The sequence below is a fragment of the Myxococcus sp. MISCRS1 genome (assembly GCF_026626605.1).
GTDB classification, from domain to species: Bacteria; Myxococcota; Myxococcia; order Myxococcales; family Myxococcaceae; genus Myxococcus; species Myxococcus fulvus.
The window spans coordinates 4,364,973-4,391,190 of the sequence record NZ_JAPNKB010000001.1; the positions used below are offsets into that span (position 1 = coordinate 4,364,973).

Annotated in this window: 24 protein-coding genes; 11 read left to right on the forward strand and 13 right to left on the reverse strand. The window is 70.4% G+C overall.

Annotated elements, in window-relative coordinates:
- Positions 1–108: 108 nt before the first annotated feature.
- The 3 genes from OWM54_RS16950 to OWM54_RS16960 all read left to right on the forward strand — a co-directional run bounded on the left by OWM54_RS16950 (position 109) and on the right by OWM54_RS16960 (position 4,379).
- Entirely contained in the window at positions 109–606 is a 498-nt protein-coding gene (locus tag OWM54_RS16950; RefSeq protein WP_223782419.1) for a MerR family transcriptional regulator, read from the forward strand.
- On the forward strand, positions 603–3,173 hold the full coding sequence (locus OWM54_RS16955; protein ID WP_267698186.1) for a VIT domain-containing protein: 2,571 nt from the start codon (positions 603–605) through the stop codon (positions 3,171–3,173). Before OWM54_RS16950 ends, OWM54_RS16955 begins: the two co-directional genes overlap by 4 nt.
- A 96-nt stretch (positions 3,174–3,269) precedes the next feature.
- Positions 3,270–4,379 carry a hypothetical protein gene (locus tag OWM54_RS16960; RefSeq protein ID WP_223749299.1) on the forward strand — a complete coding sequence of 370 codons (1,110 nt, stop codon included), beginning with the start codon at positions 3,270–3,272 and terminating at the stop codon, positions 4,377–4,379.
- 16 nt (positions 4,380–4,395) lie between these two features.
- Here OWM54_RS16960 and OWM54_RS16965 read toward each other — a convergent pair whose 3' ends face one another.
- From OWM54_RS16965 to OWM54_RS16990, 6 genes are all read right to left on the reverse strand, one after another.
- The gene (locus tag OWM54_RS16965; RefSeq protein WP_267698187.1) at positions 4,396–5,226 is read right to left on the reverse strand and encodes an SDR family oxidoreductase; all 831 of its coding nucleotides are present in this window, start codon (positions 5,224–5,226) and stop codon (positions 4,396–4,398) included.
- A 113-nt stretch (positions 5,227–5,339) separates the two neighbouring features.
- On the reverse strand, positions 5,340–5,645 hold the full coding sequence (locus tag OWM54_RS16970; RefSeq protein ID WP_223749297.1) for a YkvA family protein: 306 nt from the start codon (positions 5,643–5,645) through the stop codon (positions 5,340–5,342).
- A gap of 88 nt (positions 5,646–5,733) precedes the next feature.
- On the reverse strand, positions 5,734–6,789 hold the full coding sequence (locus OWM54_RS16975) for an ABC transporter ATP-binding protein (RefSeq protein ID WP_267698188.1): 1,056 nt from the start codon (positions 6,787–6,789) through the stop codon (positions 5,734–5,736).
- Between the two features lie 35 nt (positions 6,790–6,824).
- Positions 6,825–7,577 carry a hypothetical protein gene (locus OWM54_RS16980; RefSeq protein WP_267698189.1) on the reverse strand — a complete coding sequence of 251 codons (753 nt, stop codon included), beginning with the start codon at positions 7,575–7,577 and terminating at the stop codon, positions 6,825–6,827.
- Between the two features lie 84 nt (positions 7,578–7,661).
- Positions 7,662–9,227 (reverse strand): ABC transporter permease, encoded by a 1,566-nt coding sequence (locus OWM54_RS16985; RefSeq protein WP_267698190.1) that lies wholly within the window; start codon positions 9,225–9,227, stop codon positions 7,662–7,664.
- Between the two features lie 14 nt (positions 9,228–9,241).
- The gene (locus tag OWM54_RS16990) at positions 9,242–10,225 is read right to left on the reverse strand and encodes an iron ABC transporter substrate-binding protein (RefSeq protein ID WP_223749293.1); all 984 of its coding nucleotides are present in this window, start codon (positions 10,223–10,225) and stop codon (positions 9,242–9,244) included.
- A gap of 176 nt (positions 10,226–10,401) precedes the next feature.
- Between OWM54_RS16990 and OWM54_RS16995 the strand changes: the two genes are divergently transcribed.
- The 5 genes from OWM54_RS16995 to OWM54_RS17015 all read left to right on the forward strand — a co-directional run bounded on the left by OWM54_RS16995 (position 10,402) and on the right by OWM54_RS17015 (position 13,968).
- Positions 10,402–11,025 (forward strand): nuclear transport factor 2 family protein, encoded by a 624-nt coding sequence (locus OWM54_RS16995; RefSeq protein WP_267698191.1) that lies wholly within the window; start codon positions 10,402–10,404, stop codon positions 11,023–11,025.
- Positions 11,026–11,031: 6 nt separating this feature from the next.
- On the forward strand, positions 11,032–11,868 hold the full coding sequence (locus OWM54_RS17000) for a PfkB family carbohydrate kinase (RefSeq protein ID WP_267698192.1): 837 nt from the start codon (positions 11,032–11,034) through the stop codon (positions 11,866–11,868).
- Between the two features lie 121 nt (positions 11,869–11,989).
- Entirely contained in the window at positions 11,990–12,574 is a 585-nt protein-coding gene (locus OWM54_RS17005) for a hypothetical protein (protein ID WP_223749290.1), read from the forward strand.
- Between the two features lie 216 nt (positions 12,575–12,790).
- Positions 12,791–13,366 carry a hypothetical protein gene (locus OWM54_RS17010; RefSeq protein ID WP_267698193.1) on the forward strand — a complete coding sequence of 192 codons (576 nt, stop codon included), beginning with the start codon at positions 12,791–12,793 and terminating at the stop codon, positions 13,364–13,366.
- On the forward strand, positions 13,363–13,968 hold the full coding sequence (locus OWM54_RS17015) for a hypothetical protein (protein ID WP_141326768.1): 606 nt from the start codon (positions 13,363–13,365) through the stop codon (positions 13,966–13,968). Before OWM54_RS17010 ends, OWM54_RS17015 begins: the two co-directional genes overlap by 4 nt.
- Before the next feature lie 78 nt (positions 13,969–14,046).
- Here the strand turns inward: OWM54_RS17015 and gyrA are convergent, their stop codons facing one another.
- Positions 14,047–16,836 carry a DNA gyrase subunit A gene (gene gyrA, locus OWM54_RS17020; RefSeq protein WP_267698194.1) on the reverse strand — a complete coding sequence of 930 codons (2,790 nt, stop codon included), beginning with the start codon at positions 16,834–16,836 and terminating at the stop codon, positions 14,047–14,049.
- Positions 16,837–17,080: 244 nt separating this feature from the next.
- Positions 17,081–17,824 carry a tetratricopeptide repeat protein gene (locus OWM54_RS17025; protein WP_267698195.1) on the reverse strand — a complete coding sequence of 248 codons (744 nt, stop codon included), beginning with the start codon at positions 17,822–17,824 and terminating at the stop codon, positions 17,081–17,083.
- A 170-nt stretch (positions 17,825–17,994) separates the two neighbouring features.
- Here OWM54_RS17025 and OWM54_RS17030 point away from each other — a divergent pair, with 170 nt between their 5' ends.
- Positions 17,995–19,356 carry a M24 family metallopeptidase gene (locus OWM54_RS17030; protein WP_267698196.1) on the forward strand — a complete coding sequence of 454 codons (1,362 nt, stop codon included), beginning with the start codon at positions 17,995–17,997 and terminating at the stop codon, positions 19,354–19,356.
- 76 nt (positions 19,357–19,432) lie between these two features.
- Positions 19,433–19,801, forward strand: coding sequence for a response regulator (locus tag OWM54_RS17035; RefSeq protein WP_141326776.1), 369 nt, complete (start codon positions 19,433–19,435; stop codon positions 19,799–19,801).
- Positions 19,802–19,859: 58 nt separating this feature from the next.
- Here the strand turns inward: OWM54_RS17035 and OWM54_RS17040 are convergent, their stop codons facing one another.
- From OWM54_RS17040 to ung, 5 genes are all read right to left on the reverse strand, one after another.
- Positions 19,860–21,044, reverse strand: coding sequence for a tetratricopeptide repeat protein (locus OWM54_RS17040; RefSeq protein WP_267698197.1), 1,185 nt, complete (start codon positions 21,042–21,044; stop codon positions 19,860–19,862).
- A complete protein-coding gene (locus OWM54_RS17045) occupies positions 21,044–21,988 on the reverse strand; it encodes a hypothetical protein (RefSeq protein WP_223749283.1) in 945 nt (314 codons plus the stop codon). The genes OWM54_RS17040 and OWM54_RS17045 overlap by 1 nt, the downstream gene beginning before the upstream one ends.
- A gap of 90 nt (positions 21,989–22,078) precedes the next feature.
- The gene (locus tag OWM54_RS17050) at positions 22,079–22,573 is read right to left on the reverse strand and encodes a DUF3592 domain-containing protein (RefSeq protein WP_267698198.1); all 495 of its coding nucleotides are present in this window, start codon (positions 22,571–22,573) and stop codon (positions 22,079–22,081) included.
- A gap of 28 nt (positions 22,574–22,601) precedes the next feature.
- A complete protein-coding gene (locus tag OWM54_RS17055) occupies positions 22,602–23,420 on the reverse strand; it encodes an acyl-CoA thioesterase (RefSeq protein WP_267698199.1) in 819 nt (272 codons plus the stop codon).
- 63 nt (positions 23,421–23,483) lie between these two features.
- Positions 23,484–24,161, reverse strand: coding sequence for a uracil-DNA glycosylase (gene ung, locus OWM54_RS17060; protein ID WP_267698200.1), 678 nt, complete (start codon positions 24,159–24,161; stop codon positions 23,484–23,486).
- A gap of 171 nt (positions 24,162–24,332) precedes the next feature.
- On the opposite strand from ung, the gene OWM54_RS17065 reads away from it, so the two are divergent.
- Entirely contained in the window at positions 24,333–26,093 is a 1,761-nt protein-coding gene (locus tag OWM54_RS17065) for a CpaF family protein (RefSeq protein ID WP_267698201.1), read from the forward strand.
- Positions 26,094–26,218 lie beyond the last annotated feature (125 nt).

Consider the following 26,218-nt stretch of genomic DNA (forward strand, 5'->3'; position numbering starts at 1 on the left):
AGTACTGTCCAATCCGACACCAACCCGCCCTACATCTCGACACTCCCCTCGCGACAATTCGACACTGTCGACTTGACAGTATCTATGTCGAGTCCTACTGTTCGTGTCGTGAACACGCGGAAGACACAGAGCGAGTGGAAGCTGGCGGAGCTGGCCGAGGAGGCGGGCGTCTCGCCCCGCACGGTGCGCTACTACGTCCAGCGGGGACTGCTCCCCGCGCCTCCCTTCAAGGGACCGGACACCGTGTATGGCGAGGAGCACCTCATCCGGCTCAAGGCCATCCGGGTCCTCCAGGCACGGTTCCTCCCCCTGGACGCCATCCAGGCGGAGCTGCTCCGGCTGACGCCCGACGAGCTGCGAAAGCTCGCCGAGTCGGACCCCACCCCCACGCCGCCCACGTACGGGCCGGCGACCTCGCCTGAGCCACAAAACGTGGCACCGGCGCCGCCCGTCCGGCGTCCCAACGGAGCGTCGAATTACCAGCGGTGGGAGCTGGCTCCCGGGCTGGAGCTGCACGTGTCGGATTCAGCGGAAGCCAAGACTCGCGCGCTCGCCGAGCGGGTGCGCGCCCTCATCGAAGAGTTCCAGGACAAGGAGAAGCCATGACGAAGGAGCAAGCTGGGCTGTTCACGCGCGAAGGCAAGCAGGTGCCGCTGCAGGGCGTCGAAGTCACCGGTGAGTTGCTCGGCGGTCATGCGCGCGTGCGCGTGCGCCAGCGCTACCTCAACGACGAGAAGCGCCCCGTCGAGGCCGTCTACACCTTCCCCCTTCCTTCCGATGGCACCCTGTCCGCCTTCTCCATGACGTGCGCGGGCCGCCGCATCGACGGCGTCGTCAAGGAGCGCGAGGAGGCCTTCCGCACCTACGACGACGCCGTCACCGCCGGCCACGGCGCGGCGCTGCTCGACGAGGAGCGCTCCAACGTCTTCACCGCGCAGGTGGGCAACCTGCTGCCCGGCGAGGAGACCGTCATCGAGGTGGAGTTCCTCCAGGCCGTCACCGCCGAGGAGGGCAGCGTGCGCTGGATGCTGCCCACGCTCGTCGCCCCGCGCTACATCCCCGGCGCACCCTCCGGCGACCGCACCGGCCACGGCGCCGCCGAGCCCACCGCCCGCGTCCCCGACGCGGACCGCATCAGCCCTCCCATCGGCCAGGTGAAGTACGGCCTGCGCCTGGACCTGCTCGTCGACCTGGGCCGCGAAGTGGTGGTCGAGAGCCCCTCGCACGCCATCACCTTCACCCGCGAGAGCAGCACCCGGGGCCGCGTGAGCTTCGCGCGCGGCGAGGTGGCCCTGGACCGCGACCTGGTCCTCACCCTGCGCAGCCCCGACACCAGCGCGGTCTTCGTGCCGCTCGTCACCCACCGCAAGGGTGACAACCCCGGCACCTTCGCGCTCACCGTGGTGCCCGACCTGCTCGCGATGGCGTCCACGCCGCCCAAGCAGGAGGTCATCTTCCTGGTGGACGTCTCCGGCTCCATGGACGGCGACAGCCTGCCCCAGGCCCAGGCCGCGCTCCGGCTGTGCCTGCGCCACCTGCGCGAGGGTGACCGCTTCAACGTCATCGCCTTCGAGAGCAGCTTCCGCTCCTTCCAGCCGCAGCCCGTGCCCTTCACCCAGCGCATGCTGGAGGACGCGGACCGGTGGGTTGCCGCGCTGCGCGCCGACGGTGGCACCGAGCTGCTCGGGCCCATGCAGGCCGCCGCGCGCACCGCGCCGGATGGCGTGCTCGTGCTGCTCACCGACGGCCAGGTGGGCAACGAGGACGAAATCCTCCGCGCCGTGCTCGCCGAGCGCAAGACGGCGCGCGTGTACTCGTTCGGCATCGGCACCAACGTGAGCGACGCGCTGCTGCGCGACCTGGCCCGCCAGACGGGTGGCGACGTGGAGTTCATCCACCCCGGCGAGCGCATCGACGACAAGGTCGTGGCCCAGTTCGCCCGCGCGCTCGCCCCCCGCGTCACCGAGCTGCAGGCGACGTTCGAGGGCGTGGAGGGCACGGAGCTGGCGCCCGCGGAGCTGCCGACGATGGTGGACGGCGTGCCCTGGACGCTGCTCGGCCGCTACACCACGCCGGGCTCGGGCAAGCTGACCTTGCGTGGACGCTCGGGCAAGGAGCCCTTCGCGCTCACCGTGAGCGTGAGCTTCCCCGCCGAGTCGGACCGTCCCGCGGTGGAGAAGCTGTGGGCCGCCGAGCGCATCAAGGGCTGGGAGTCCACGGGCCTCATCGGCCGGCGCGCCGAGTCGATGAAGAAGCGCATCATCGAGCTCGCCGTCGCCCATCAAATCGTCACGCGCTACACGTCCTTCGTCGTCGTCGAGGAGCGCACGGGCGACCGCCGCGCCTCGGGCCAGCCGGAGACTCGCGTCGTCCCGGTGAACGCGCCCGCGGGCTGGGCCATGTTCGGCAAGGACAAGCAGGAGGAGGACGCCGAGGGGGGTGGCAACGTCGTGCAGCGCCCCGGGGCGCGCAGCCGTGGAGGCTCGGCGCAGATTCCGCCTCCGCCCCCGCCCATGCGCATCCCCGCGCCCGCCGCCGCGGCGCCCATGGCGCCTCCGCCTGCGTCCCCCATGATGCCCAGAGGCAGCGCCGTCGGCGAGATGGCGAAGAGCGCGGGCGGACTGCTCGGCGGCATCTTCGGCGGAGGCGGGATGAAGAAGTCCCGCAAGCAGGCGAAGGAGATGGAGCGCGCGGAGATGGCGCCCATGGACTCGTACGACGACTCACTGGCGGAGGACGAGGTGATGCGCGAGTCGCGCGACCTGGCCCCCATGGCCGAGGAGCGCCAGGAGGGTGGCGTGGAGGCGCTGCTGGGCCGCCAGCTGGCCAACGGCCTCTGGGATGGCACCGGCACGGGTCCCGAGCCCGTGCGGCAGGCCCGCGGCACGGCGCTCGCCCTGCTGGAGCTCCTGCGCGAGGGCATCACCAGCGGCCACGCGCTGCACGGCGCCCAGGTGAAGAAGGCGGTGGATGCGCTGCTCAACCTCGCCAGCCAGCTCACCGGCGCGCCCGAGGTGGCCGAGCTGGCGCTGGGCGTGGCCTGGCTCGTGGCGGCGGGGCCCCGCACCCGCGGCCGCATCGAGCAGGCCGCGAAGCCCCTGTCCGGGCTCGCCGCCCGACTGGGCAATGACGTCGAGCTGCGTCAGCACGTGGACACGCTCGCCACGCGCTGACCCCGGGTCGTCTGGCTCGACGCTGCAAGTCATCGGCGACCTCGGCCCCTCCCCTCGTGGACGGGCCGGGGTCGTCGCGTAAAGTGGCGGGTGCACATGACGCTCGCCACCTTCCTGCTCGTCGCTCTCGGTGCCGCCCAGGTCTCACCCTCCCACGACGAAGCCCCTGTCCGCCCGTCGGACACGCTCACGGCGCCGCCGCTGATGGCCACGCCGGACGCGTGTCCTCCCGAGTCGGAGACGCTCTACAAGGAAGGCTTCGACGCGCTCAGCAAGGGCGACGACGAGCAGGCCGCGGAGCGCTTCCGCCAGGTCCTGGAGTTGTGTCCGCAGCACTCGCATGCGCCCGAGCTGGAGCGGCTGGCCCGCGCGCGGCTCAAGCCCGGCGCGAAGCTGGCGCAGGCCGCGGTGTTCGAGAACACGGAGCGCCCGACACGAGGCGCGGCGGCCTCGCTCACGGTGATTCAGACGATGCATGGCGCGGTCCAGGGGCTGCTGCTGTGTGCCATCGCGGAGTGCGCGGACCGGGCCTATCCGGCCTCCGCGCTGCTCGGCGCGGGCCTGGGCACGCTCAGCACGCTGCTGCTGGTCCAGGACGGAGTCACCCCGGGGCAGGCCTCGGTCATCAACTCCGGCACGATGTGGGGGCTCTATTTCGGTGTCGCCTCGCTCATCGCGCTCGACCTGGAGGAGGACGAGGCGTTCGGCTCGGTGGCGCTGGGCGGCGCGGCCTTCACCGGCATCGGCATCGTGCTCGCCACCACCCTGAAGCCCACCGCGGGGCAGGTGTCGATGGCGAACTCGGGTGGCCTGTGGGCCGGCGTGCTGACGACGCTGTTCCTGGGGACCGTCGACGGAGAGAGCACGGAGACGTTGTTCGGCGCGCAGATGGCGTCGGCGTCCGCGGGCATCATCGCCTTCTCGCTGCTGTCGCGGAACCTGCCGGTGAGCCGGGGCCGCATGCTCATCATCGACGCGGGCGGCATCATCGGCGGGTTGATGGGCGCGAGCTCCATGTTGCTGCTCACGGGCAACAACGACGAGGACCCCATCCTCATCGGCACGGGCATCGGCGTCATGGGCGGCCTGGCGCTGACGGCCTACCTGACGCGCAACTTCGATGCCCGCCGCCTGCCTCCGGTGGCGGTGACGCCCACGCTGATGGGTCGCAACGGCGCGGGCCTCGCCATGGGTGGTCAGTTCTGACGACGTCGCACCGTGCTCAGCGGCGCTTCAGGCCGAACATGGACATCAGGAGGCCCTCGAAGGTCCTCGCGGGCAGCAGCGTCTTCGCCACCACCGCGGCGCGCTGGGAGAGCTTCCCCACCGAGTACCTCACGTCGGGCTCCCTGGCCTCCATCACCTCGAGCACCTTGCGCGCCACCGCTTCCGCGGGCACGCCCTCGCGCTCCTCCTTCTGGATGATGGCCAGCACCTTCTCGAAGGGCTCGCGGTACGCGGACCCGTCACGCGAGCCCTCGGCGCGGACGCGGTTGTCCGTCAGCCGCGTGCGCACGTCACCGGGCTCCACCAGCGAGGCCTGGATGCCGAACGCCTCCACCTCCTGGCGCAGGCTCTCCGTCAGCCCCTCCAGCGCGAACTTGCTGGCGCTGTAGAGCCCCTGGAACGGCAGCCCCACCACGCCGCCCAGCGAGCCGATGTTGATGATGAGGCCCGAGCGCCGCTCACGCATGTGCGGCAGCACCGCCTTGCACACGCGCAGCACGCCCAGCACGTTGGTGTCGAGCTGGCGCCACGCCTCCTCCACGGAGGTGTCCTCCAGGGCTCCGGCCAACGCGTGGCCGGCGTTGTTCACCACCACGTCGATGCGGCCCTCGCGCTCGAGGAGCTCCGCCACCGCGCGGCGCACCGAGTCCTCCTGGGTGACGTCCAGCGCCAGCATCCGGTAGCCCACCGACTGCGTCTGCGGAGGACGACGGCTGGTGCCGTAGACGACGTGCTTGCGCACCGTCAGCAGCTCCGCGCACGCCTCGCCGATACCCGAGGAGGCTCCCGTGACGAGGACCACCTTGCTTCCCTGGGACGTGTCCATGCACACCCATGATTCCGCGTCCCTTCCGCGCGCACCACGGGAACTCGCGGACGCGCGGCGTCACATTCCTGGGACAGTGCTGGAGCCGGGGATTCCCGGCGGAACCTTCCCGCTCAGACGTGCTTGCGGACGGTGGGCGGCACGCGCTCGTGTCCCTCCTCGTCGCGAGGCACACCGTCCCAGGGCTGCTCGGGTCGGTAGCGCTGCACCTCGCGCATCATGAAGAGCGCCGCCGCGGACAGCACGCCCAGGTCGTCCATCCAGCCCAGCACGGGGATGACGTCCGGCACCGCATCCACGGGCGACACGAAGTAGACCACCGCCAGCACTCCGGCCAGCTTGCGCCAGAGCGACACGCGAGGGTCTCTCACGTACCGGAAGAAGCGGGTGCCCATGCCACGAAGACCTGCGATGTTCATACCCACCTCTACGCACGGAGAGCCCGGGTGATTGCACCCGGGGGACACCGACAGCGTATGCCGTCCGCACGCTCGGAGGACAGCCGAGCTAGTCGGGACTGTCCTCCAGCACGCCCGCTCGGCCCACCACTTCCAGGCGCGCCCGGTCACCGGCCCGCAGGGGCAGCTCCGGCGCGCCGCGCACCACCAGCTCCATGCCGCCACAGGCGATGGTGAACTCGGCGCTGGGGCCCTGGAACTCGCGCGACAACACCTCCGCGCGCAGGGCGCCTCCCACCGCCACGGTGTCCGTGTCCGGCGTAAGGCGCAGCGACTCGGGGCGCAGCGACAGGAGCACCTTGCCGCGCGCCTGCCCCACCACCGGCAGGTTGCCGAGCACCGTGCGCGCCGCGCCGCCGAAGCCCATCCCGGGCAGCAGGTTGGTGCCCCCCAGGAAGTACGCGACGAAGGCCGTGCGCGGCGTCGAGTAGACGGCCTCCGGCGTGCCCACCTGCTCCACCTGCCCCGAGCGCATGACCGCCATCCGGTCCGCGAAGGCCATGGCCTCCGCCTGGTCATGCGTGACGAGCAGCACCGTGACGCCCAGCGACTTGAGCACGCGCCGCAGCTCCACCCGCGTGGAGGCGCGCAGCGCGCTGTCCAGGCTGGAGAAGGGCTCGTCCAACAGCAGCACCCGAGGCCCCGGCGCCAAGGCCCGCGCGAGCGCCACGCGCTGCTGCTGTCCACCGGAGAGCGCGTGCGGCATCCGCGCGCCGAACTCACCCAGGCCCAGCAGCGTCAGCATCGCGCGGGCCTTCTTCTCGGCCTCCGCGCGCGGCATTCTCGACAGGCCGAACGTCACGTTCTCCAGCACGGACAGGTGCGGGAACAGGGCGTAGTCCTGGAACACCATGCCCACGCTGCGCTGCTCGGGCGCGACGAACGTCCCGGGGCCCGCGAGCACGCGGCCGTCCAGGGCGATGGTGCCCGCGCCGGGGCGCTCGAAGCCCGCCACCAGGCGCAGCGTCGTCGTCTTGCCACAGCCGGAGGGGCCCAGCAGGGCCACCACCTCACCGGGCTCCACCGACAGCGACAGGCCATCCACCGCGGCGGTGCCGCCGGTGGTGTAGCGAAGGGACAGGGCTTCGAGCGAGAGCAGGGGCATGGCGAAAGCGCCACGCACCCTACCGCGTTCCGCCGTTACTTCCAGGGCGGCCGAGCGGCCACCAGCTTCTCCCCGTCCACCTTCACCTCTCCGTCCTCGTCGAGGGAGGTGATGCCGTCCACCAGGACCTTGGGCAGCTCGGCCTTGTGGGCCCGGTCCCGGGCGTCGAAGGTGTCCGGCCCCCAGGCGCCCCCCTGGGACGGGCGCAGCTTCGCCGTCTTCGGCTTGCCGTAGATGAGGTGGTCGTCGCTCACGATGAGGCCCGCGGTGATGGGGCCGAGCACCTCCACCGAGTCATCGTTGTAGCGGCCATACAGCGCGTGCTCCACCGTCAGCCCGCCGAGGATGGTCACCCAGCCCGAGGTGTGCATCGCGCGGCAGCGGACCTGCCCCACCACCACCAGCTTCGTGTGCTCGCCATCGTGCAGCACGCCGTCCACCGTGAGGTCGCCCACGACGACGAGCGACTTCTCCAGCGTCAGGTCCCCCTGGACGTGCAAATCCCCCACATGCCCCGTGGGCTCGGTGACGATGAAGGGCCCCGCCAGCGTGGCGGCCGTGCGCGGCGCGTCCTTGTAGACGGAGGCCACGAACGCGAGCGTGGAGCTGCCCGCGGACCCCAGCGCCTTCACCGCGCCGTCGAACGTGGTGGGCTTCTTCTCCTCGAGCACGGACTGGACGTGCCGCGCGGAGTACGGCGGGCCACAGGGCAGCTCACCGAGAGCATTCTCCGTGGTGGCGAAAGCGTCGGCGGCGAGCGGAGGAAGGACGGACTCTGGCAGGGACATGAAGCCCGACGTGATACCGCCTGCGAAGGGGGAGGCCAAGCCACATGAAGCACCTCTCAGTGTCTCGGATTCCGAGGCCGTGTCTCAGCCCCGAGGTGCGTCACCCTCCTGCGCTACAAGCAACCCCACACCGAGCGCGGAGACAGCCATCAATACCAGCGCGGGCAGCGCGGCCTCGGCGAAGCGGCCCTCGGCGGTGGCGCCCCACACGCGCGTGGCCAGCGTCTCGTAGCCGATGGGCGCGAGCAGCAGCGTCGCCGGCAATTCCTTCATCGCCGTGAGGAAGACGAGCGCCGCTCCCGCCAGCAATCCCGGACGCAGCAGCGGCGCGGTGACGCGGCGGAACACCCCCGCCGGAGCCTCACCGAGGGACGCGGCGGCCTCCGCGAGGTGCGGGTTGAGCTGCAGCAGCGCCGAGCGCACCGTGCCCACCGCCTGCGGCAGGAAGCGCACCACGTACGCGAGCACCAGCATCACCAGCGTCCCGTAGAGGAACGGCAGCGCCTGCACGCCCAGGAAGACGAGCGACAACGCCAGCACGATGGGCGGCAGCGCGTAGCCCACGTAGGACACGCGCTCCATCGCCAGGGTGAGCCGGCTCGGGTAGCGCACCGCGAGGAACGCGAGCGGCAGCGCGCCCAGCACCGACGCCACCGCGCCCAGCACCGACGCGAGCAGCGAGCCCAGCGCGGGCTGCATCAGCGACGCCTCGTCCTGCGCCAGCCCTCGCGCGCCCCAGTACAGGAGCACGCCCACCGGCAGCACCACGCCCGCCAGCACCACCGCGCCACAGAACAGCAGCGCGGGCACCCGCCAGCGCCCCAGCGTCACCGGGGCCGAGGCCCGCGCGGCGCCCTTGGAGCTGCGGTGATAGCCGGCACGTCCGCGCAGCCGCACCTCCAGCACCAGCACCACCACCGTCACCGCCACCAGCGCCAGCCCGAGCAGCGCGGCGTAGGCGCGGTCATACGCGCCCTCGTACTGCACATAGATGGCGCGCGAGAAGGCGTCGTACTGGACCAGCGCCACCGCGCCGAAGTCCGACAACACATACAAGCCGACGAGCAGCGCGCCGGACACGAAGGCCGGACGCAACAGCGGCGCCGTCACCTTCCAGAAGGCCCGCGTCGGACTCATCCCCAGGCTGCGCGCGCCCTCCAGCCACGCGGGGTCCTGCGCGAGCAGTCCCGCCCGGAGCGCGAGGAAGAAGTACGGATACGTGGACACCGTCAGCGCCACGAGCGCGCCGGGAAAGCCATACACCGGCGGCACCGGCAGCCCCCAGCGCGTCAGCACCTCCTCCAGCACTCCGCCGATGCCGAAGGCGGCCAGCAGCACATAGCCGCTGACGAAGGTGGGCACCGCGAGCGGCACGCACAACAGCACCGTCCACAGGCGACGGCCCGGCAAATCACTGCGCGTGGTGAGCCACGCGAGCGGCAGGGACACCGCGGCGGCGAGCACCGTCACCGCCGCGGCGAGCCCCAAGGTCCGCCACAGCAGGCCCCACGTGCGCTCCCGGAAGAGCAGCCCCCAGGCGCTCGCGTCGGCCTCCGCCGCGCGAACCCCCAGGTACACGGCGGGCAGCACGGCGAGCGCCGCCACCAGCACGCCCGATATCAACAACCACCGCGGAGCCCGCCGTGTCACGAAGCCCGCTCCTTCTAGAGGACGCCGGTGTCCTGCAGCAGCTTCACCGTGCCGCGCAGGTCATCCAGCTTCGACAGGTCCAGGTCCGGCGAGCCGACCTTGGACAGCGCCGGCAGGTCCTGCGCCGTCTTCACGCCGGCCACCAGCGGGTACTCGTGCGTCTGCTGGGAGAAGTACGTCTGCGCGTCGTTCTCCAGGAGCCACGCGGAGAACTTGCGCGCCGCGTCCACCTTCTTCGAGCCCTTCAGGATGGCCACGCCCGCCACGTTCACCAGCGCGCCCGGGTCGCCCGGCGCGGAGAAGTCATTGGCCACCGGCAGCTGTGCGTTGTTCTTCTTCGCGGCGTACAGGTAGTAGTGGTTGACGAAGCCCGCGTCGATTTCACCGCGGCCCAGCGCCTCGATGATGGCGGCGTTGTTCTTGTAGACGCGCGCGCCGTTGGCCTGGATGCCCTGGAGCCACTGCTTCGCCGCGTCCTCGCCCTTGAGCAGCCGCAGCGCGGTGACGAAGGCCTGGAAGGACGCGTTGGTGGGCGCCCAGCCCAGCCGGCCCTTCCACTTCGCATCCGTGTAACCCAGGATGCTGTCGGGCAGGTCCGCCGCCTTCACCTTCTGGGTGTTGTACGCCACCACGCGCGCGCGGCCGCTGACGCCCACCCACTGGCCCGTCGGCGAGCGGAAGCGCGCGTCCACCTTGTCGAGCGTGGCCTTGGGCAGCGCCTGCAGGCGGCCCGCGTTGCTCAGCGCGCCGAGCGCCCCCGCGTCCTGCGCGAAGAACACGTCCGCGGGCGTCTTGTCGCCCTCCTCCAGCAGCGTGGCGGCCAGCTGCGGCGTCTCGCCGTAGCGCACCTTCACCTCGATGCCGGTCTTCTCCGTGAACTTCTTGAGGAGCGGCCCCACGAGCTTCTCGTTGCGGCCGGAGTAGACGGTGAGCGTCTCCGCCGCCATCGCGGTGGAGGACACGGACAACAACAGGGTCAGCAGGAGTCGTCGCATCATGGCGGGGCACCCTAACGGACGGGCCCTCACCGTGCCACCCGGAGCCAGGGCTTTTGCGCCGCGCGTCGAGTGTCGAAGCGCGAACACACGCGCCCGCCTCGAACCGCGTCAGACATTCCCCGGACGTCAGGGTAACGTGCCGCGCGGTGCTTCCTCGACGTCTGGAGGTCCATCCCATGCCCCGCTTCATCACCGCGGTCCCCGTCGTCGTCCTGCTGAGCTCCGCCTCCGCCCTCGCGCAGTCCGCGAAGCCGCCTCCCGTCGCGCCCAAGCCGCCCGCCGCGCCCAGCCCGATGAAGCTCGCTGCGGAGCGCACCCAGGCGGCGCTCCAGCAACATCCTCCCGGGCGTCCGGAGGACGTGAAGACGCAGGAGGCGCTGCTGGCCGCGCTCTATGACGTCATCAGCGGCCCCGCGGGCAAGGCGCGTGACTGGCAGCGCTTCCGCTCGCTGTTCTATCCGGGCGCGCAGATGGCGTCCGTCCATCGCGCGAAGCCCGGCGGGCTCCCGGGTGTGTCCCCCATCACCCCGGATGACTACGTGGCCTGGGGCGAGACGTTCTTCAAGACGCACGGCTTCTTCGAGAAGGAGACGCACCGTCAGGTGTATGGCTATGGCGACCTGGTCAACGTGCTGAGCGCGTACGAGGCCCGCGAGGCGCCGGAGGGCGCGGTGCTCACGAAGGGCGTCAACAACATCCAGCTCGTCTTCGACGGCCAGCGCTGGTGGGTGCTGCACATCTCCTGGACGGACGAGAAGGCCGCCGGCGCGCCCGTGCCCGCGACCTTCACGCGCAAGTAACCCTCCGTGTCGAGGCGCTCATCGTGCGACGTGCTGGTGGTGGGCAACTACTGCCATGACGTGCTGCCCTCGGTCGGAGGTGGGGAGGTGCACACGCTCGGCGGCTCGGCGGCGTACATCTCCTCGGTGTTTGACGCCACCGGGGTGGACCACGCGGTGGTGGCCGTGGCGGGCGAGGACTTCGCCTACGCGGACCGCGTCCGGTACCCACCGCGCATCGTCCCGGGAACTCGCACCACGCGGTTCCTCGCGGACTTCAGCCGGGAGGAGCGCGTGCTCCGTGTCGACGCGCGCTCGGCGAGCATTGCTCCCGAGGACATCCTCTTCGATGCGCGCGTGGCGCTCGCCTGCGGGGTGATGGGCGAGGTGCCGCCGGAGACGCTCGTCCGGATGTCGCAGCGGGCCCGGCATGTCCTCGCCGACGCGCAGGGCCTCTTGCGCGCGCTGGATGACGAAGGACGCGTGTGGAACCAGCGGCTGGAGGACACGCCCTACGCGGAGTTGCTGGGGCACCTGCACGTGCTCAAGGCGAGCGAGGAGGAGGCGCGCGCGATGGACCTCGACGCCGTGCGCACGAGGACGTGCGTGGTCATCACCCGGGGCAAGCGCGGGTGCACGCTGCTCACGGCGAAGGACTCGCTCGAGCTTCCTGCCAGCCCCGTCGAGGAGGTGGACCCGACGGGCGCGGGGGACTGCTTCCTGGCGGGCTTCACCCTGGGCCTGCTGCGGGGCTGGCCGATGACGAAGTGCGCGGAGCTGGCGAACTGGTTCGGCGCGCAGGCGGTGACACAGGTCGGTGTCCCGCGCGTGGAGTTCTCGAAGCTCCCGGACACCTTGCGCTGAGCCTGGACGCCTGTACTGGAGTCCAAGACGTTTGAGCCGTCTCGAACAGCGCTTCGCGCCGTGACTGGCACGCGCCAAACCGAGACAGATATAGCCAATGCCTCACATCCAGGAGGCCATCATGCGTCACCCATCATGGGGCACGGTCGTGGTGTTCATGCTGACAGGAAGTGTCCTCACCGCTTGCGGAGGGCTCGAGGAGAGTGCCGCGCCACAACCCATCGAGGAGCCCGCGACGGCGGAGCAGGGCCTGGTGACGCTCGTTTCCTGCCCCATCGGCTCGACGGTGCTCGACTACTCCCCGCCCTTGAAGAACACCTCCCAGGCAGTGACGACCACGGGCACGACGACCTACTCCAACTGCTACTCCTTGTTCGGCGGGGTGACCTCCGGCAACACCCCCCTCAACGTCTTCCGGCCCAGCTTCGCCTGCTCCGACTTGCTGGACATCGGCACGACAAACTCGGTCGTCACCTGGAACACCCTCGAGACTTCCACCCTGACCCTGACCCGGCTCGGCGCGCGGGTGGAGGGGCTCTCCGTCGTCTTCACGCATGTGGGCTCGGTGGTCTCGGGCAAGTTCGAGGGCGCCACGGCGATTCGGACCACCACCGTGCTCAACACCGACCTGGATGCCTGCTCCTCGCCAGAGGGCCTCGCCCGGCACAGCGGCACGGCGACCCTCTCGTTGCTCGGGCTGCTCTAGACACCGTGTGCGGGCGGTGATGCGGGGCGGCGTTTCCGCAGGGATGTCTCGAAGCGCTTGGACGTCCTGCCCTGGAGCTGACTGTTCCTCCTCCCGGAGTGGACGAAGGTCCAACCCCTGAGCCCACGCGCGAACGGTGCGTGTGGGTCCCACGTCGCCCACGTCGAAAGTCCTCCCTATCCCTGCGGCCTCTTTGCACTCCGTGGAGGTTCACTCATGCGTCGAGGGTCCAGGCTCGCCCTGCTGCTGTCAGGTTTGATGGGAAGCGTCTTGTCGGGCTGCGGTGGGGAGGCTCCCGCGCCCGTGCCCCCCGAGGACATCGCGCAGGGGCAGCAGTTGCCGACGGTGATGAGCTGTCCGGTGGGCTCGACGATGAATCGCTTTTCACCGCCCCTCTCGGTGGTTCCTCGAGACACGACCGTCACCGGGACGTCGACGTTCTCCAACTGCGTCTCGCTGTCCGGTGAGGTGACGTCCGGCGAGCTCTCTGTTCACGTCGAGCTGCCCGGCTTTGCCTGTCAGGACCTGCTGGAGGTGGGCTCGGCACGCGCGGACATCACCTGGAACACGGGCGAGTCCTCCACCCTGCTTCAGACGCGAGGCTCCGTCCAGGTCAGCAACGCCACCGTCGCCATCACCTACGTGGGCACGGTCGAGTCCGGGAAGTTCCAGGGAGCGACCGCCATCCGGACCCTGACGTACTTCGATGTGAACCTGTTCGACTGCTTCTCGTCTCGCGGCGTCCCGGGCATGTCCGGTGTGACGACGCTGACACTGCTGGGGCTGCCATGAGCACGCGCATGAAACACCTGCTGCGATGCATCACCGTCTCCCTGCTCGTCAGTGGAGCACTGATGTCCTGCGGATCTCCTCCCGAGCCCCGGGACAACGAAGGCACTCCAGCGGAGGCGCCCGCGCGAGCGGAGCAGGCGTTGCTGACACTCGCGAGCTGCCCGGTGGGCTCGGGAGACCTCCACTACGCACCGCCGCTTCGCAACGAGCGCCAGGACGTGGGCATCTCGGGCACGTCGGTCTTCAGCAACTGCCTGGCCCTGCTCGACCCCACCCTGACGTCCGCCACGTACACCGTGGGCAACCTGGGGGCCTCGCCCTTCTCCTGTCTCGACTTGCTGGAGGTCGGACGGGCTCGTGGGACGCTCGTCTGGAACACCGGCGAGACCTCCACGCTCGTGCAGACCCGCGTCGCCGCTCGCGTCGAGGGCCTCCTGCTCACGCTGACCCACGTCGGCTCGGTGGAGGCCGGCAAGTTCCAGGGCGCCACCGTGCTGCGCACCACCACGTTCCTCTCCACGGACCTGGACGCGTGCAGCGGCCCGGAGGGACTGCGGCGCTTGAGCGGCCCCTCCACCATCACCTTCCTCGGACTTCTCTAACCTCACGCCCACCAAGACGAAGCCCCTCTCCCCACGCACGGGGAAGAGGGGCCTCGGTGTTTCAAATCACGGTCCGACTCAGGCCTGCGGCTCCTCGGAGCCACCGCCCTCGGTCGGCGTCTCGGAGGCAGGAGCCTCCTCGGCGGCGGGAGCGGCCTCGGCCTCGGTGGCCACGGCCTCCGCGACCACACCCTCCGGAGCGCCCTCGGCGGGCGTCGCCGTCTCCGACTCCTCCTCGGACTCCTCGCCCTCGGGGAGCTTGGAGAGGGCCATCACCTTCTCCTGGTCGTTCTCCAGCGCAATCAGGCGCACGCCCTGCGTGTTGCGGCCGATGACGGAGATCTCCTTCACCTTCATGCGGATGAGCATCCCGCCGTTGGTGACGAGCATCACCTCGTCCGACTCCTTCACCTGCACCACGCTCACCACCTTGCCATTCCGCTCGGTGGTCTTGATGTCGATGATGCCCTTGCCGCCGCGGCCCTGCTGCCGGTACTCGGCCTCCTCGGTGCGCTTGCCGTAGCCGTTCTCCGTCACCGTGAGGATGGCGGACTCGTTCTCCACCACGACGGCGCCCACCACCTCGTCGCCCTCCTCCAGCGTGATTCCCTTCACGCCGAAGGCCTGACGACCCATGGAGCGGACCTCCGACTCCGGGAAGCGGATGCTCATGCCGCTGGCCGTCGACAGGAGGATGTCCTTCGAGCCGTCGGTGATCATCACCGCCACCAGCTCGTCGCCCTCGTCGATGCCCAGCGCGATGATGCCGCTGGAGCGGACGTTCTCGAACGCGCTCAGGTCGGTGCGCTTCACCACGCCCTTCTTCGTGACGAAGAAGACGTAGCGGCTCTCCGGGAAGTCCCGCGTCACCAGCACCTGGGCCAGCTTCTCGCCCTCGCCGAACTGCACCAGGTTCACCATCGCCTTGCCGCGCGACGTGCGGCTGGCGGCCGGAATCTGGTGCACCTTGAGCGAGTACAGCTTGCCCTTGGTCGTAATCGGCATCAGGTACGCGTGGGTGCTCGCCACGAAGAGCTTGCTGACGAAGTCATCTTCCTTCGTCGCCGCGCCCGTCTTGCCGCGCCCACCGCGCTTCTGCGCCCGGTACTCCGACAGCGGCGAGCGCTTGACGTAGCCGGTGTGCGACAGCGTGACCACCATCGTCTCCTCGGCGATGAGGTCCTCGCTGGTGATGTCGTCCACGGCGCCGATGATCTCGGTGCGGCGCTTGTCGCCGTAGCGCTCGCGAATCTCCATCAGCTCCGTCTTGATGACGTTGAGCAGGCTCTTCTCGTTGGCGAGGATGTCCTGCAGGCGCGCCACGTCGCGCACCAGGCCGATGAGCTCGCGGAACAGCTCCTCGCGCTGCAGGCCGGTGAGCCGCTGCAGGCGCATCTCGAGGATGTTCTGCGCCTGCTCCTGGCTGAAGCCCGCGCCCTCGTACTTGTGCGCCAGCCCCCGGTACTGCGGCTCCTCGTTGCGCGCGCGCGAGACGAGCAGCTCCATCTGCGCCTTCGCCTTGTCGTAGTCGATGCGCTGCAGGTTCGCGAAGCGCTCGTGCTCGTACAGCGTGGGCGACAGGATGTTCATCAGGCCCCAGCGCGCCTCGTCCGGGTCCCTGGACGCGCGGATGAGGCTGACCACCAGGTCGATGAGGTCCTGCGCGACGAGCAGACCTTCCACGATGTGCATGCGCGCCAGCGCCTTGCGCAGCTCGTAGCGCGTGCGGCGCGTCACCACGTCGCGGCGGTGGGCGATGAAGCGGTCCAGCAGCTCCTTGAGGTTCAGCGTGCGCGGCTGGCCACCGTCGATGGCCAGCATCACCGCGCCGAACGTCGTCTCCAGCGCCGTGGACTGGTACAGGTTGTTGAGCACCACCTGAGAAATCGCGTCGCGCTTGAGCTCGATGACGATGCGCATGCCCTGACGGTCGCTCTCGTCACGGATGTCGCTGATGCCTTCGAGCTTCTTCTCGCGCACCAGCTCGGCGATCTTCTCGATGAGCCGCGCCTTGTTCACCTGGTACGGAATCTCCGTGAAGATGATGGACTCGCGGTCCCCCTTCTTCGACGTCTCGATCTCCGACCGGGCGCGCACCGTGATTTGCCCGCGGCCCGTCTCGTAGGCGCGGTGGATGCCCTCGCGGCCGGTGATGAACGCGCCGGTGGGGAAGTCCGGGCCGGTGATGAACTCCATCAAGTCCCGCACGGTGCACGCGGGGTTCTCGATGAGGTGCAGCGTCCCGTTGATGACCTCCGTCATGTTGTGCGGCGGGATGTTGGTGGTCATGCCCACCGCGATGCCGCTGCTGCCGTTGACGAGCAGGTTGGGGAAGCGCGCCGGCAACACGAGCGGCTCCTCGAGGGAGTCGTCGTAGTTGGGGCCGAAGTCGACGGTCTCCTTGTCGATGTCCGCCAGCAGCTCCTCGGCCAGGCGGTCCATGCGCGCTTCGGTGTAGCGCATGGCGGCGGGCATATCGCCGTCCACCGAGCCGAAGTTGCCCTGACCGTCCACCAGCAGGTAGCGCAGGCTCCACGGCTGCGCGAGGCGCACCATGGCGTCGTACACGGAGGAGTCGCCGTGCGGGTGGTACTTACCGATGACGTCACCCACCACGCGCGCGCTCTTCTTGTAGGGGCGGTTGTGGTAGTTCGCCAGGTCGTTCATCGCGAACAGCACGCGGCGATGCACGGGCTTGAGGCCGTCGCGTACGTCGGGCAGCGCGCGACCGATGATGACGGACATCGAGTAGTCGAGATACGAGCGGCGCATCTCGTCTTCGATGTTCACGGGAATGAGCTCTCCAGCGCCGTCCGGAGGAGGAGGCGGGGAGGGCGGGGCCGGCTTGTCGGTGGTGTCGTCAGCCATGGGCTCTGGGAGGTTCGCGGAGGGACCCCGTGAAGGGCCGCCGTCCAGTGAGGGAGCGTTCGTAACCCCTGGATTTCCCTACGTCAACAAGGGAAACGAGGGGGTGGACACCCCACATGCGATGGGGTCCGGAATCAAGTCAACGGAGCGCTGGAAAACGCCCCCTACTGAACGCTCGAACACCCCGTTTTCAGCCCGCTTCCGACGAAGAAAAACGGGCCTCCCGAACCGCCCGGGACGGACGCTAGACGGGCGAGGGACGGAGGGGCGCGGCCAGGCGTTCGGCCTCGGTGCCAACAGGGCCCTCGGGGTCCTTCTCCTTGGCCTTCTCGAAGGCCGCGAGCGCCCCCTGCTTGTCGCCCTTGAGCTTGAGGGCCACGCCCACGTTGAGGTGTGCGGGCGCGGAGTCCCGGTCCATGGCGACAGCCTCGCGGAACAGGGCCAGGGCCTGGTCCACGTCGCCCGACAGCAGGGCCTCCTTGCCGGCCTGGACGCGCTTCTCCGCGTCGTTCACCAGCTCCACCTGGAACACGCTGCCGCCCACCACGTTGGCGATGAGCACGCGCAGGATGCCGCCCCAGTAGAACGTGAGCCCCTCCGCCGCGACGACGGCCGCGAGCGGCAGGTCCGGCAAGAGCTGCTTGCCCCGGAACTTGAAGCGCACGCGGGTGTAGCGGCCCTTGTTGGCCCAGTGCACCACCTCGCCCTGGAGCTTACGCAGGCCTTCTTCCATGCGCTTGGGGTCGATTTCGAAGGGGAGCACGCGGCCTGAGCCCTCCTCGCCCGCGGGCAGGGCCTTGGGGGTGTCCTCCAGCGTGGGCTCCTCGGGGAAGACGGGCTCGGCCTCGAGGACGATGGGCGGTGGCTCGGGGGGCCGGGCGGGCCGCTTCGCCTGGCTCTTCCGGGGAGCGGCGGCACGGGGGGCGGCGGGCTTCTTCACCTTCACCTTCGCCTTCGCGGCGGACTTGCGAGAGGAGCTCTTGGCCATGGTCATCACCTTAAACGAGCGACGGCGGTGGCGCTTGCGCTCGCGGTTTTCTCCGGTTTGCCCGGGCATTTCTTCATGACGACGCGACAGGGCTTCACACGGGGGCCGTGCCGGGAGCGGACGAGGTCGGGGATGATGGCGGCGCCTTCTCCCGAAAGGATTCCCGAAGCATGAAGCGCGTCCGGTCCGCTCTCGTCACCGCCCTGCTCCTCGCCGCCCCCCTGGCGAGCGCGGCGGGCAAGGACTCCATCGTCTCCGGCGACCCGTGGCCGCGCATCCGCAAGGAGCGCATCCAGAAGCTGCTGCCGCAGGCCATGGCGCGCGCGAACGTGGACGCCTGGGTGGTGCTCTGCCGGGAGAACGACAACGACCCGCTGGCGATCCACGTCGGCGGAGAGAACGCGGGCGGCACGGCGGCGTTCCTGTTCCTGCGACAGGGGGACACGGTGCGCTCGCTCGCGCTGTCGCCGGTGAGCGAGGCCACGGCGCTGCGCGAGGTGGCGCCGCTGGACGAGGTCATCTCGGTGGAGCGCGGGCAGGACCTCTATGCGCAGGTGGCCGCGAGGCTTGCGGCGGCGAAGCCCGCGCGCATCGCCATCAACGCGTCCACGTCCGTCACGGTGGCGGACGGGCTGTCGTCCTCGCAGCGCGCGGCGCTGGAGAAGGCGCTGTCGCCCGCGTTGCGCAAGAAGCTGGTGTCGTCCGAGGACGTCGTCTCCGAGTGGCTGTCCGTGAAGCTGCCCGAGGAGGTGGACATCCTGCGCAAGGCCGCGGCGCTCACGGCGCAGCTGCAAGTCGAGGCGTACGCCACGGTGGTGCCGGGCAAGACGCGGGACTCGGACGTGGCGAAGTTCCTCAAGAAGCGCATGGCGGAGCTGGGCGTGGGGGACGCGTGGGCGCCGGACCAGAACCCGGCGGTCAACAGCGGGCCCTTGCGTGGCCACTCGCACGCCACGGAGAAGGTGATTCAGCCCGGGGACTTCATCCAGACGGACTTCGGCATCCGCGTGGGCCACTTGTGGGTCACGGACATCCAGCGCTTCGCCTACGTGCTCGCGCCGGGGCAGAAAGAGGTGCCGAAGGACGCGCTGGAGAAGTGGGAGAAGGGCCGGCAGGGCAACCGCGTGGCGCTGGCGGCGCTCAAGCCGGGCGCCAGCGGCTGGGACGTGGACAAGGCGCAGCGCGTGTGGATGAAGGAGGCGGGCTCGGAGCCGATGAACATGTTCGGCACCGGCCACCCCGTGGGCTACTGGGCGCATGACGTGGGGCCCGCGCTCTCCGGCGGGGCGAAGGACAAGCCCAAGCAGGGCCAGTCCACGCGCATCATCCGGACGGGACAGGTGTTCGCCTTCGACGGGTTCTTCGCGTGGAAGGAGGGCCCGGACGCGATGCGGGTCCTCTCCGTGGAGGAGATGGCCGTCGTCACCGAGACGGGCGCCGAGTACCTGATTCCGCCGCAGGAGGACCTGGTGCTCATCCCGTCGCCGGGCACCCCGGGTCAGCAGAACCCCGTGGCTCCCGCACCGCGCTGACGGAATGCGTTGCTCGCCCTACTCTCCTGGCTGGCCCGGCTCGTAGGATGAGACGGGCTTGCCGGGAGAGCGCGCGATGCAGACCGTGCTGGTGATTGACGATGACCTGTTCGTGCTCTCGCTGGTGACGGACATCCTGCAGAGCGCCGGCTTCCAGGTGCGCACGGTGCAGTCACCCGAGAGCGCGTTCCAGGAGGAGTTGGGGAACATCTCCGCCATCCTGTGCGACTACAACATGCCGTCGATGAACGGCGCGGACGTGCTCATCGCCATGCGCGAGCTGAAGGAGTGCAACGCGCCCTTCATCTTCCTCACCGGCCACGAGCAGCTCGATGACCTCATCCCCGTCGCCATCCGCTACGGCGCGGAGCTGCTGCCCAAGCCCATCCACCCCGTGGAGCTGATTCGACTGCTCATGAAGCAGCTCGCCAACGTGGCGGCGTGAGACACGTGTTTCATGTCTCGGCGACGGGCGCCCGTGAGCGCCCGTCCGCCACCTCAGCTCAGGAGGCCAGGGCCTTGATGAGCCGCTCGGCCTGCTCGCGCCACTCGGGGTCCAGGCGCTCCAGCTTCAAGAGCGACTGAGCCAGCTGCGTCGCCCGCTGCTTGTCGCCCAGGCGCGCGCTCACGAGCGCCAGGTTGAGCTGCGGCTCGGGACGCTCCGGCGCACGGCGGTGCGCCTCCTCCAGCGCCTCGAGCGCCTGCTGGCCCGCGCCCGGGAGCTCATCCTCCGGGATGCGCATCAGCAGGTTGCCCAGGTTGTTGGCGGGGGCCCAGTCGTCCGGGTCCAGCTTCATGGCCTCGCGCCACGCCGTCAGCGCGGCGGGGATGTCCACCGGCTCGATGGCCTCCAGCGCCATGCCCTCGACCATGCGGCTCTGCGAGGTGGCCTGTCCGCGCGACGCCAGCTTCCTGCACAGCTCCAGCGCGTCGGTCAGCCGCCCCTGCGCCAGCCGCAGCCGCGCCAGGTTCGCCTGCGCCGCGGGAGCGTCCGGCTCCACGCGCGCCAGCGTCTCCGCCGTGGCCACCGCGCCGCTCAGGTTGCCGCGCGCCAGCTGCACGTTGCACAGCGCGTTGAGCAGGTACGGGTCGCCGTCGAGCGCCTTGATGCCCGTGGTGAGCAGCTCCTCGGCCGCGCCCAGCTCACCGCCCGCCTGGAGCGCCACCGCGAGCACCAGGTAGCTGGGCCCGTGCCTCGGGTTGAGGCGCAGCGACTCCTGGAGGTGGTGGAAGCCGTCCTTCAGGTTCTCCTGGGCGAAGAGCACACGCCCCAGGTGGAAGTGATGGATGGCCGTGCCCGGCGACAGCTTCACCGCCTGCTCGAGCGCGGTGCGGGCGCCGGCGTTGTCGCCCTGCTCCGCCAGGAGGTAGCCCTGGCCGAACCAGGCCTCGGCCTTCTGGGGGCGCGCCTTCGCCACCTTCCGGTAGAGCGCCAGGGCGCCCGCCGCGTCACCTCGCCGGGTGAGCAGGGCGGCCCGGACCAGCTGCACGTCCGGCTCCTCCGCGCTCACGCCCGCGAGCCATGACTCGGCCTGGGCCTCGTTGCCATCGAATGCCGCGAGCCGGGCGAGCGCGACCCGGGCCGCCAGGTCCGAGGCATCGCGCTTGAGCGCGGCCTCGGCCTCCCGACGTGCCTGGTCCAGCTCCCCGGCTGCGAGAAGTGCGTCGTACCTGGCGGTCTCCGCCATCAGCCAAACAGCCCCTTGAAGAAGTTCCCGACGGACTTCACCACATCCTTGACCACTTCGACCGGCTTCTCGACGACGCTCTTCACCGCGTCGGCGATCTTCCCGAAGTTGATGTCCACGTCGAAGCCGAGCTTGAAGCCCACGCCCAGGGCCGCGCCGAAGTCCACGCGGGCCTTGAAGCGGCCGTTGTCCCAGCTGGCCTCGGCACGGGCGGAGACACCCACACCGGCCCAGGCCTCCGCACGGCCCGTGACGCCGCCGTAGTCGCCCAGCTTCACCGTGCCCGTGGCACCGGCACGGGCGCCGATGAACGCGTCACCACCGACGCGGGCCGCGTACTTGCCGTTGATGGGGTCCACCGTCACTTCACCGTGGAGACCCGCCTTCGCGCCCACCCACGCCTTGCCCTGCAGCTCCGCCTGGATGGGGCCGACACCCGCGCGCAGCGTGCCCTCGGCGTCCACCAGCGTGGCCTTCGCGTCCAGGTCGCCGCGGGCGAACAGCTTGCCGCCCTCGATGCCCACCTCGCCGGAGCCCTTGAGCTCGGCCTCGAGCAGGCTCACCTTGCCGTAGCCCTGGGCCACGCTGTTGGCGTCGCCGAAGCCGCCCTCGAACTTCTTGACCGCCGCGCCCTTGGTGAACTGGCCGTCGATGCCGACCTTCGGGATGGCGCCCAGCAGGCTCGCCATGGCGCCCGTCACGCGGCCCGTGGACTCGTGCTGCGACTCGTGGCTGTAGCTGGTGTTCCAGTTCTGCGTGGTGCTCTTCTCACGCTCGAAGTGGCTCTGGAGCCGGCCGTTCTCGAAGGTGGTCTGGACACCCGTGTTGGTGTCCTTGACGACCTTGTCCGTGGTCGTGTTCTTCACCACCGCGGCGTTCTGCGGCGTCTGGGTGGTGCGAACCGGGTTCTGCTGACCGCGACGGATGGAGGAGCGATCGCTCATGGCGGACCTCGGCCGGGGACTGGCCGGGAAAGAATGTGAAGGGATTGTCGCGGGGGACGTGGATCAGTTGCGTCCAGGACGGAGATTTTCCTACAGGCGCGCCGCGAACCAGCGCGCCACGAGCGGGATGCAGGCCCCGAGCGCCACCAGCCCCAGCCCCACGCCCAGCCGCACGAAGCTGGGCGCGTGCGCGCCGGGCTCCAGCACCGCGTCGGTGGGGTCCGCCGGGTTGTAGGCGACCCGGACGGCCTGTCCCGGGGGATAGCGCCGGAGGACGGACTGGGCGTGCTCCGGGTTGGTGTACGCGGCGGGGTCCACGCGCAGGGTGGAGGTGCCGACCAGGACGCGGCCCACGGTGTACTCGTAGTGGATGACGGCTTCGTAGTGGATGCGGGGCTCGGCCGGGCCGGCGACGGGGAGGCGGCGCTCGAACTCCTCGGCGGAGCGGATGGTGCCGGGCGCGGTGGGCCAACTCAGGGTGCGCCGGGCGCGCTGGACGTCCTTGAGACCGGCGACCACGAAGAGGACACCCACCGCGGCGAGCAGCGCGGCGATGGCGGTGACGACGACCCAGAGCACTTGCACGCCGCCGACACTACCAGATGGCGGGACTTCAGCCGCCCATCACCACGAAGAGCTGGCGGCACTGGGCCAGCAGCACGCCGTCCTCGGTCCACAGCTGCTGGTAGTCGTCCGCGTAGCCCTCGCCCGCCTGACGCGAGCGCCCGGTGCGCAGGAAGTGGGCGTCCGGCTTCAGCCCGGGCATGGGCAGCGGGTGGAAGAAGTGCACGGTGAAGTCCACCGTGGCCGCCGGGCGGAAGCCCTCCACGCGGGAGAGGGCCGCCGGGGGGTAGGCGTCCATCAACCCCACCAACAGGGGCGCGTCCAGCACCGTGGGCTGACGGGGGCGGAGCCAGCCGCCCGTCTCCGCCACGTCCGCGCCCGAGTACGGCGCCGAGCCCAGGCAGAAGCGGAACTCGAAGTGGCGGCAGAAGTCCGGCATGGGCACGTCGTCGGGCGTCGCCGGCACGTCCAGCGGGGGCGGCACCTTGGGGGGCGTCAGGTCCAGGTACTCCAGGGCCCCGCCGCGCGAGGCGCCGAACGTCGCGCTGCCCACGGCCACCACGCCCGCGTCGTTCTCCACGCGCACCGTGGCGTGGGTGACGAGCTTCCCGGCGCGCTCGATGCGCGTCAGCACCCGCGCCTCGCCCTCCACCGCCGGGGAGCAGAAGTGCATGGTGAACGAGCGCACCGGCCGGGCCGCGTCCGCCAGCGTGTGCTCCAGCGCGCGCAGCGCCGTGCCCGCCACCACGCCGCCATAGGCCCCCCTCCCCTGGTACCAGTCCGCGTGGAAGCGGGTGCGGTAGACGTTGGGTTCCAGCAGCTCGGGCGTGGAGGCGGCGACGAAGGCGGCGGTCATGTCGCGACGCACCGTATCAAGCCTCGTCCCGGAGGCACGGCCTTCGTGCCCGGACGCGCGGTGCGGCCCGCCGCTTCACCGGGACAGGCGCCAGTCGACTGGGGGCCGGCCCTTGGACTCCAGGGCCTGGTTCACCTTGCTGAAGGGCTTGCTGCCGAAGAAGCCACTGCTGGCCGACAGGGGCGAGGGGTGGGTGCCCTCGATGACGACGTGGCGCTTCGCATCGATGAGCTTCTTCTTCTTCTGGGCGTACTTGCCCCAGAGGAGGAAGACGACGGCGTCCTGCTTGGCGCTCACCGCGCGGATGACGGCGTCAGTGAAGTCCTCCCAGCCGTGGCCCGCGTGGCTGTTGGGCTGGGCCTGGCGCACGGTGAGCACGGCGTTGAGCAGCAGCACGCCCTGCTCGGCCCAGGGGATGAGGGAGCCCGTCTTGGGACGCGGCTCGTTCACGTCCGCCTCCAGCTCCTTGAAGATGTTGACCAGCGAGGGCGGGGAGGGCACGCCGGGCTTCACGGAGAACGCCAGCCCGTGTGCCTGCCCGGGCCCGTGGTACGGGTCCTGGCCCAACAGCAGCACGCGCACGTCCGAGTAGGGCGTCAGCCGGAAGGCGGAGAAGAGGTCCTCCTCCGAGGGGAAGACGGTGGCCGCCTCGCGCTCCTGGGCGACGAAGCGCTCCAGTTCCTGGAACGAGGGTGAATCGAGCGCGGACTTCAGCTCCCGCTTCCAGTCCTCCGGCAACCCGTCCTTCAACATGGCGTGACTCCCCGTCCGACCTGCGAGGTCGGGCATTGAAACACCGCCCGCGCGGGGGGCCCATCGCTTTCGTCCCGGCGTCCAGGGGGTGACAGCCGCACTGGAAGCGACCGGGCGGGCGGGACGGGTTCTTGGGGGGAAGGCCCCGGGCGCGCTAGCCTGCGAGGCGCCATGACGATGTACACCGAGTCACTCCGCGCCTTCCTCAAGCCCGTCCTGCCCTATCTGGACGACGAGTCGGTGTCGGAGATCATGATCAACGGCCCCACCGACGTGTGGATCGAGAAGAAGGGCCGACTGACGAAGACGGACGCGGCCTTCACCGAGGAAGGCCTCATCGGCGCCGCGCGCAACATGGCCCAGTTCGTCGGCCGCATGCTCACCGAGGAGCGCCCGCGCCTGGACGCGCGCCTTCCGGACGGCAGCCGCATCCACGTGGTGATTCCGCCGATTGCCCGCCGCGGCACCACCATCTCCATCCGCAAGTTCTTCAAGGAGAAGCTGACCGTCCAGTCGCTCCTGAAGTTCGGCTCGCTGACGCCGCAGATGGCGCGGCTCATCGAGGCGGGCATCGCCACCAAGCTCAACATGCTGGTGGCCGGCGGCACGGGCTCCGGCAAGACGACGCTGCTCAACATCGTCTCCTCGCTCATCCCCGACGAGGAGCGCATCCTCACCATCGAGGACTCGGCCGAGCTCCAGCTCAACCAGACGCACGTGGTCGCCTTCGAGAGCCGTCCGCCCGACAAGTTCGGCAAGGGCGGCGTGGACATGGGAGACCTGCTGCACTCGGCGCTGCGTCTGCGTCCGGACCGAATCGTCGTCGGCGAGGTGCGCGGCGGCGAGGCGTTCCACCTGATGCAGGCGATGAACACGGGCCACGGCGGCTCGCTGGCCACCACGCACGCCAACACGCCCACGGACACGCTGCGCCGCATCGAGTCCCTGTGCCTCATGTCCGGCGTGGAGCTGCCCATGGTGGCCGTGCGCGCCCAGGTGGCCAGCGCCATCAACTTCGTCATCTGCTGCGAGCGTCTGCACGACGGCAGCCGCAAGACGATTGCCCTGTCGGAGGTGCTGCCGCTCAACGAGAAGGGCGACTACCGCACGCAGGACATCTTCGTCTTCACGCCGGTGGCCAAGGACGAGGACGACCACATCCTCGGCTACCACGCGCCCACGGGCATCATCCCCAACTTCGTCGCCAAGGCGAAGGCGTACGGCTTCAGCGACCTGGAGGACTCGTTCTTCGACCCGGCCACCTACGGCCTGCCGCCGCCGCCCACGTTCCACGCCGGTGAGTCGTACACCGTGCGGTGGGCGCCCTCGCTGAAGCACCGCGAGGAGGGACAGCCGGACCCCGCGCACTACAAGCAGGAGTGGTCCGCGTTCGAGGAGAAGCTCAAGCAGAGCGCGCGCGAGGCCAAGGCCGCCAAGGCTGGTGGAGCGCCCGCGCCCGCCGCCGCGCCCGTGCAGGTGCAGGTGCCCGCGAACCTGCCCACCGCGAAGCCCGCCACGCCGGCGCCGCCCAGGGTGGCCAGCGCCACGCCGCCCGCGGGACAGGCCGCCGCCCGGCCTCCCGCCGCCGCGCGCCCGCCGCCGCCTCCCGAGAGCGACGACGACAAGACGCCGCCGCCCACCCGCAGCCCCTTCGCCAGCGGCATGGACCACGCCGCCGAGGCCAAGGTGGAGGTGGACGAGGAGCTGCTCACCGACGCGGGCCGGCCTCCCCCGCCGCGTCGCCCGGGCACGCCGCCGCCCAGGCCTCCGCCTCCCGGGGCCCGCCCCGCGCTCGCCGCGCGCAGGCCCCCGCCGGCCATGCCCGCCCACGTGGACGACGAGGACGAGGACACGGGCGCGACGGCCGAGCCCCAGGGCGGCGCCGAGAAGACGCAGATCCGCCCCGCTCCGTCGGAGCGGCCTCGGCGCTGAGGCCACGGGTCACGACTCCACCGCCCTACCCGGGTGGTGGAGTCTCCCGTCACCACACGCACCGCCCGCGAGCGTGACGCCACCCGAGGTGGGTCGCCCCTGATTCCCCTTCTTGCGAGGAGGTC

Coding starts and splice junctions, on each gene's coding strand:
- OWM54_RS16955 (WP_267698186.1), top strand. CDS start 603: ATGACGAAGGAGCAAGCTGGGCTGTTCACGCGCGAAGGCAAGCAGGTG.
- OWM54_RS16960 (WP_223749299.1), top strand. CDS start 3,270: ATGACGCTCGCCACCTTCCTGCTCGTCGCTCTCGGTGCCGCCCAGGTC.
- OWM54_RS16965 (WP_267698187.1), bottom strand. CDS start 5,226: ATGGACACGTCCCAGGGAAGCAAGGTGGTCCTCGTCACGGGAGCCTCC.
- OWM54_RS16970 (WP_223749297.1), bottom strand. CDS start 5,645: ATGAACATCGCAGGTCTTCGTGGCATGGGCACCCGCTTCTTCCGGTAC.
- OWM54_RS16975 (WP_267698188.1), bottom strand. CDS start 6,789: ATGCCCCTGCTCTCGCTCGAAGCCCTGTCCCTTCGCTACACCACCGGC.
- OWM54_RS16980 (WP_267698189.1), bottom strand. CDS start 7,577: ATGTCCCTGCCAGAGTCCGTCCTTCCTCCGCTCGCCGCCGACGCTTTC.
- OWM54_RS16990 (WP_223749293.1), bottom strand. CDS start 10,225: ATGATGCGACGACTCCTGCTGACCCTGTTGTTGTCCGTGTCCTCCACC.
- OWM54_RS16995 (WP_267698191.1), top strand. CDS start 10,402: ATGCCCCGCTTCATCACCGCGGTCCCCGTCGTCGTCCTGCTGAGCTCC.
- OWM54_RS17005 (WP_223749290.1), top strand. CDS start 11,990: ATGCGTCACCCATCATGGGGCACGGTCGTGGTGTTCATGCTGACAGGA.
- OWM54_RS17010 (WP_267698193.1), top strand. CDS start 12,791: ATGCGTCGAGGGTCCAGGCTCGCCCTGCTGCTGTCAGGTTTGATGGGA.
- OWM54_RS17015 (WP_141326768.1), top strand. CDS start 13,363: ATGAGCACGCGCATGAAACACCTGCTGCGATGCATCACCGTCTCCCTG.
- gyrA (WP_267698194.1), bottom strand. CDS start 16,836: ATGGCTGACGACACCACCGACAAGCCGGCCCCGCCCTCCCCGCCTCCT.
- OWM54_RS17025 (WP_267698195.1), bottom strand. CDS start 17,824: ATGGCCAAGAGCTCCTCTCGCAAGTCCGCCGCGAAGGCGAAGGTGAAG.
- OWM54_RS17030 (WP_267698196.1), top strand. CDS start 17,995: ATGAAGCGCGTCCGGTCCGCTCTCGTCACCGCCCTGCTCCTCGCCGCC.
- OWM54_RS17035 (WP_141326776.1), top strand. CDS start 19,433: ATGCAGACCGTGCTGGTGATTGACGATGACCTGTTCGTGCTCTCGCTG.
- OWM54_RS17040 (WP_267698197.1), bottom strand. CDS start 21,044: ATGGCGGAGACCGCCAGGTACGACGCACTTCTCGCAGCCGGGGAGCTG.
- OWM54_RS17045 (WP_223749283.1), bottom strand. CDS start 21,988: ATGAGCGATCGCTCCTCCATCCGTCGCGGTCAGCAGAACCCGGTTCGC.
- ung (WP_267698200.1), bottom strand. CDS start 24,161: ATGTTGAAGGACGGGTTGCCGGAGGACTGGAAGCGGGAGCTGAAGTCC.
- OWM54_RS17065 (WP_267698201.1), top strand. CDS start 24,333: ATGACGATGTACACCGAGTCACTCCGCGCCTTCCTCAAGCCCGTCCTG.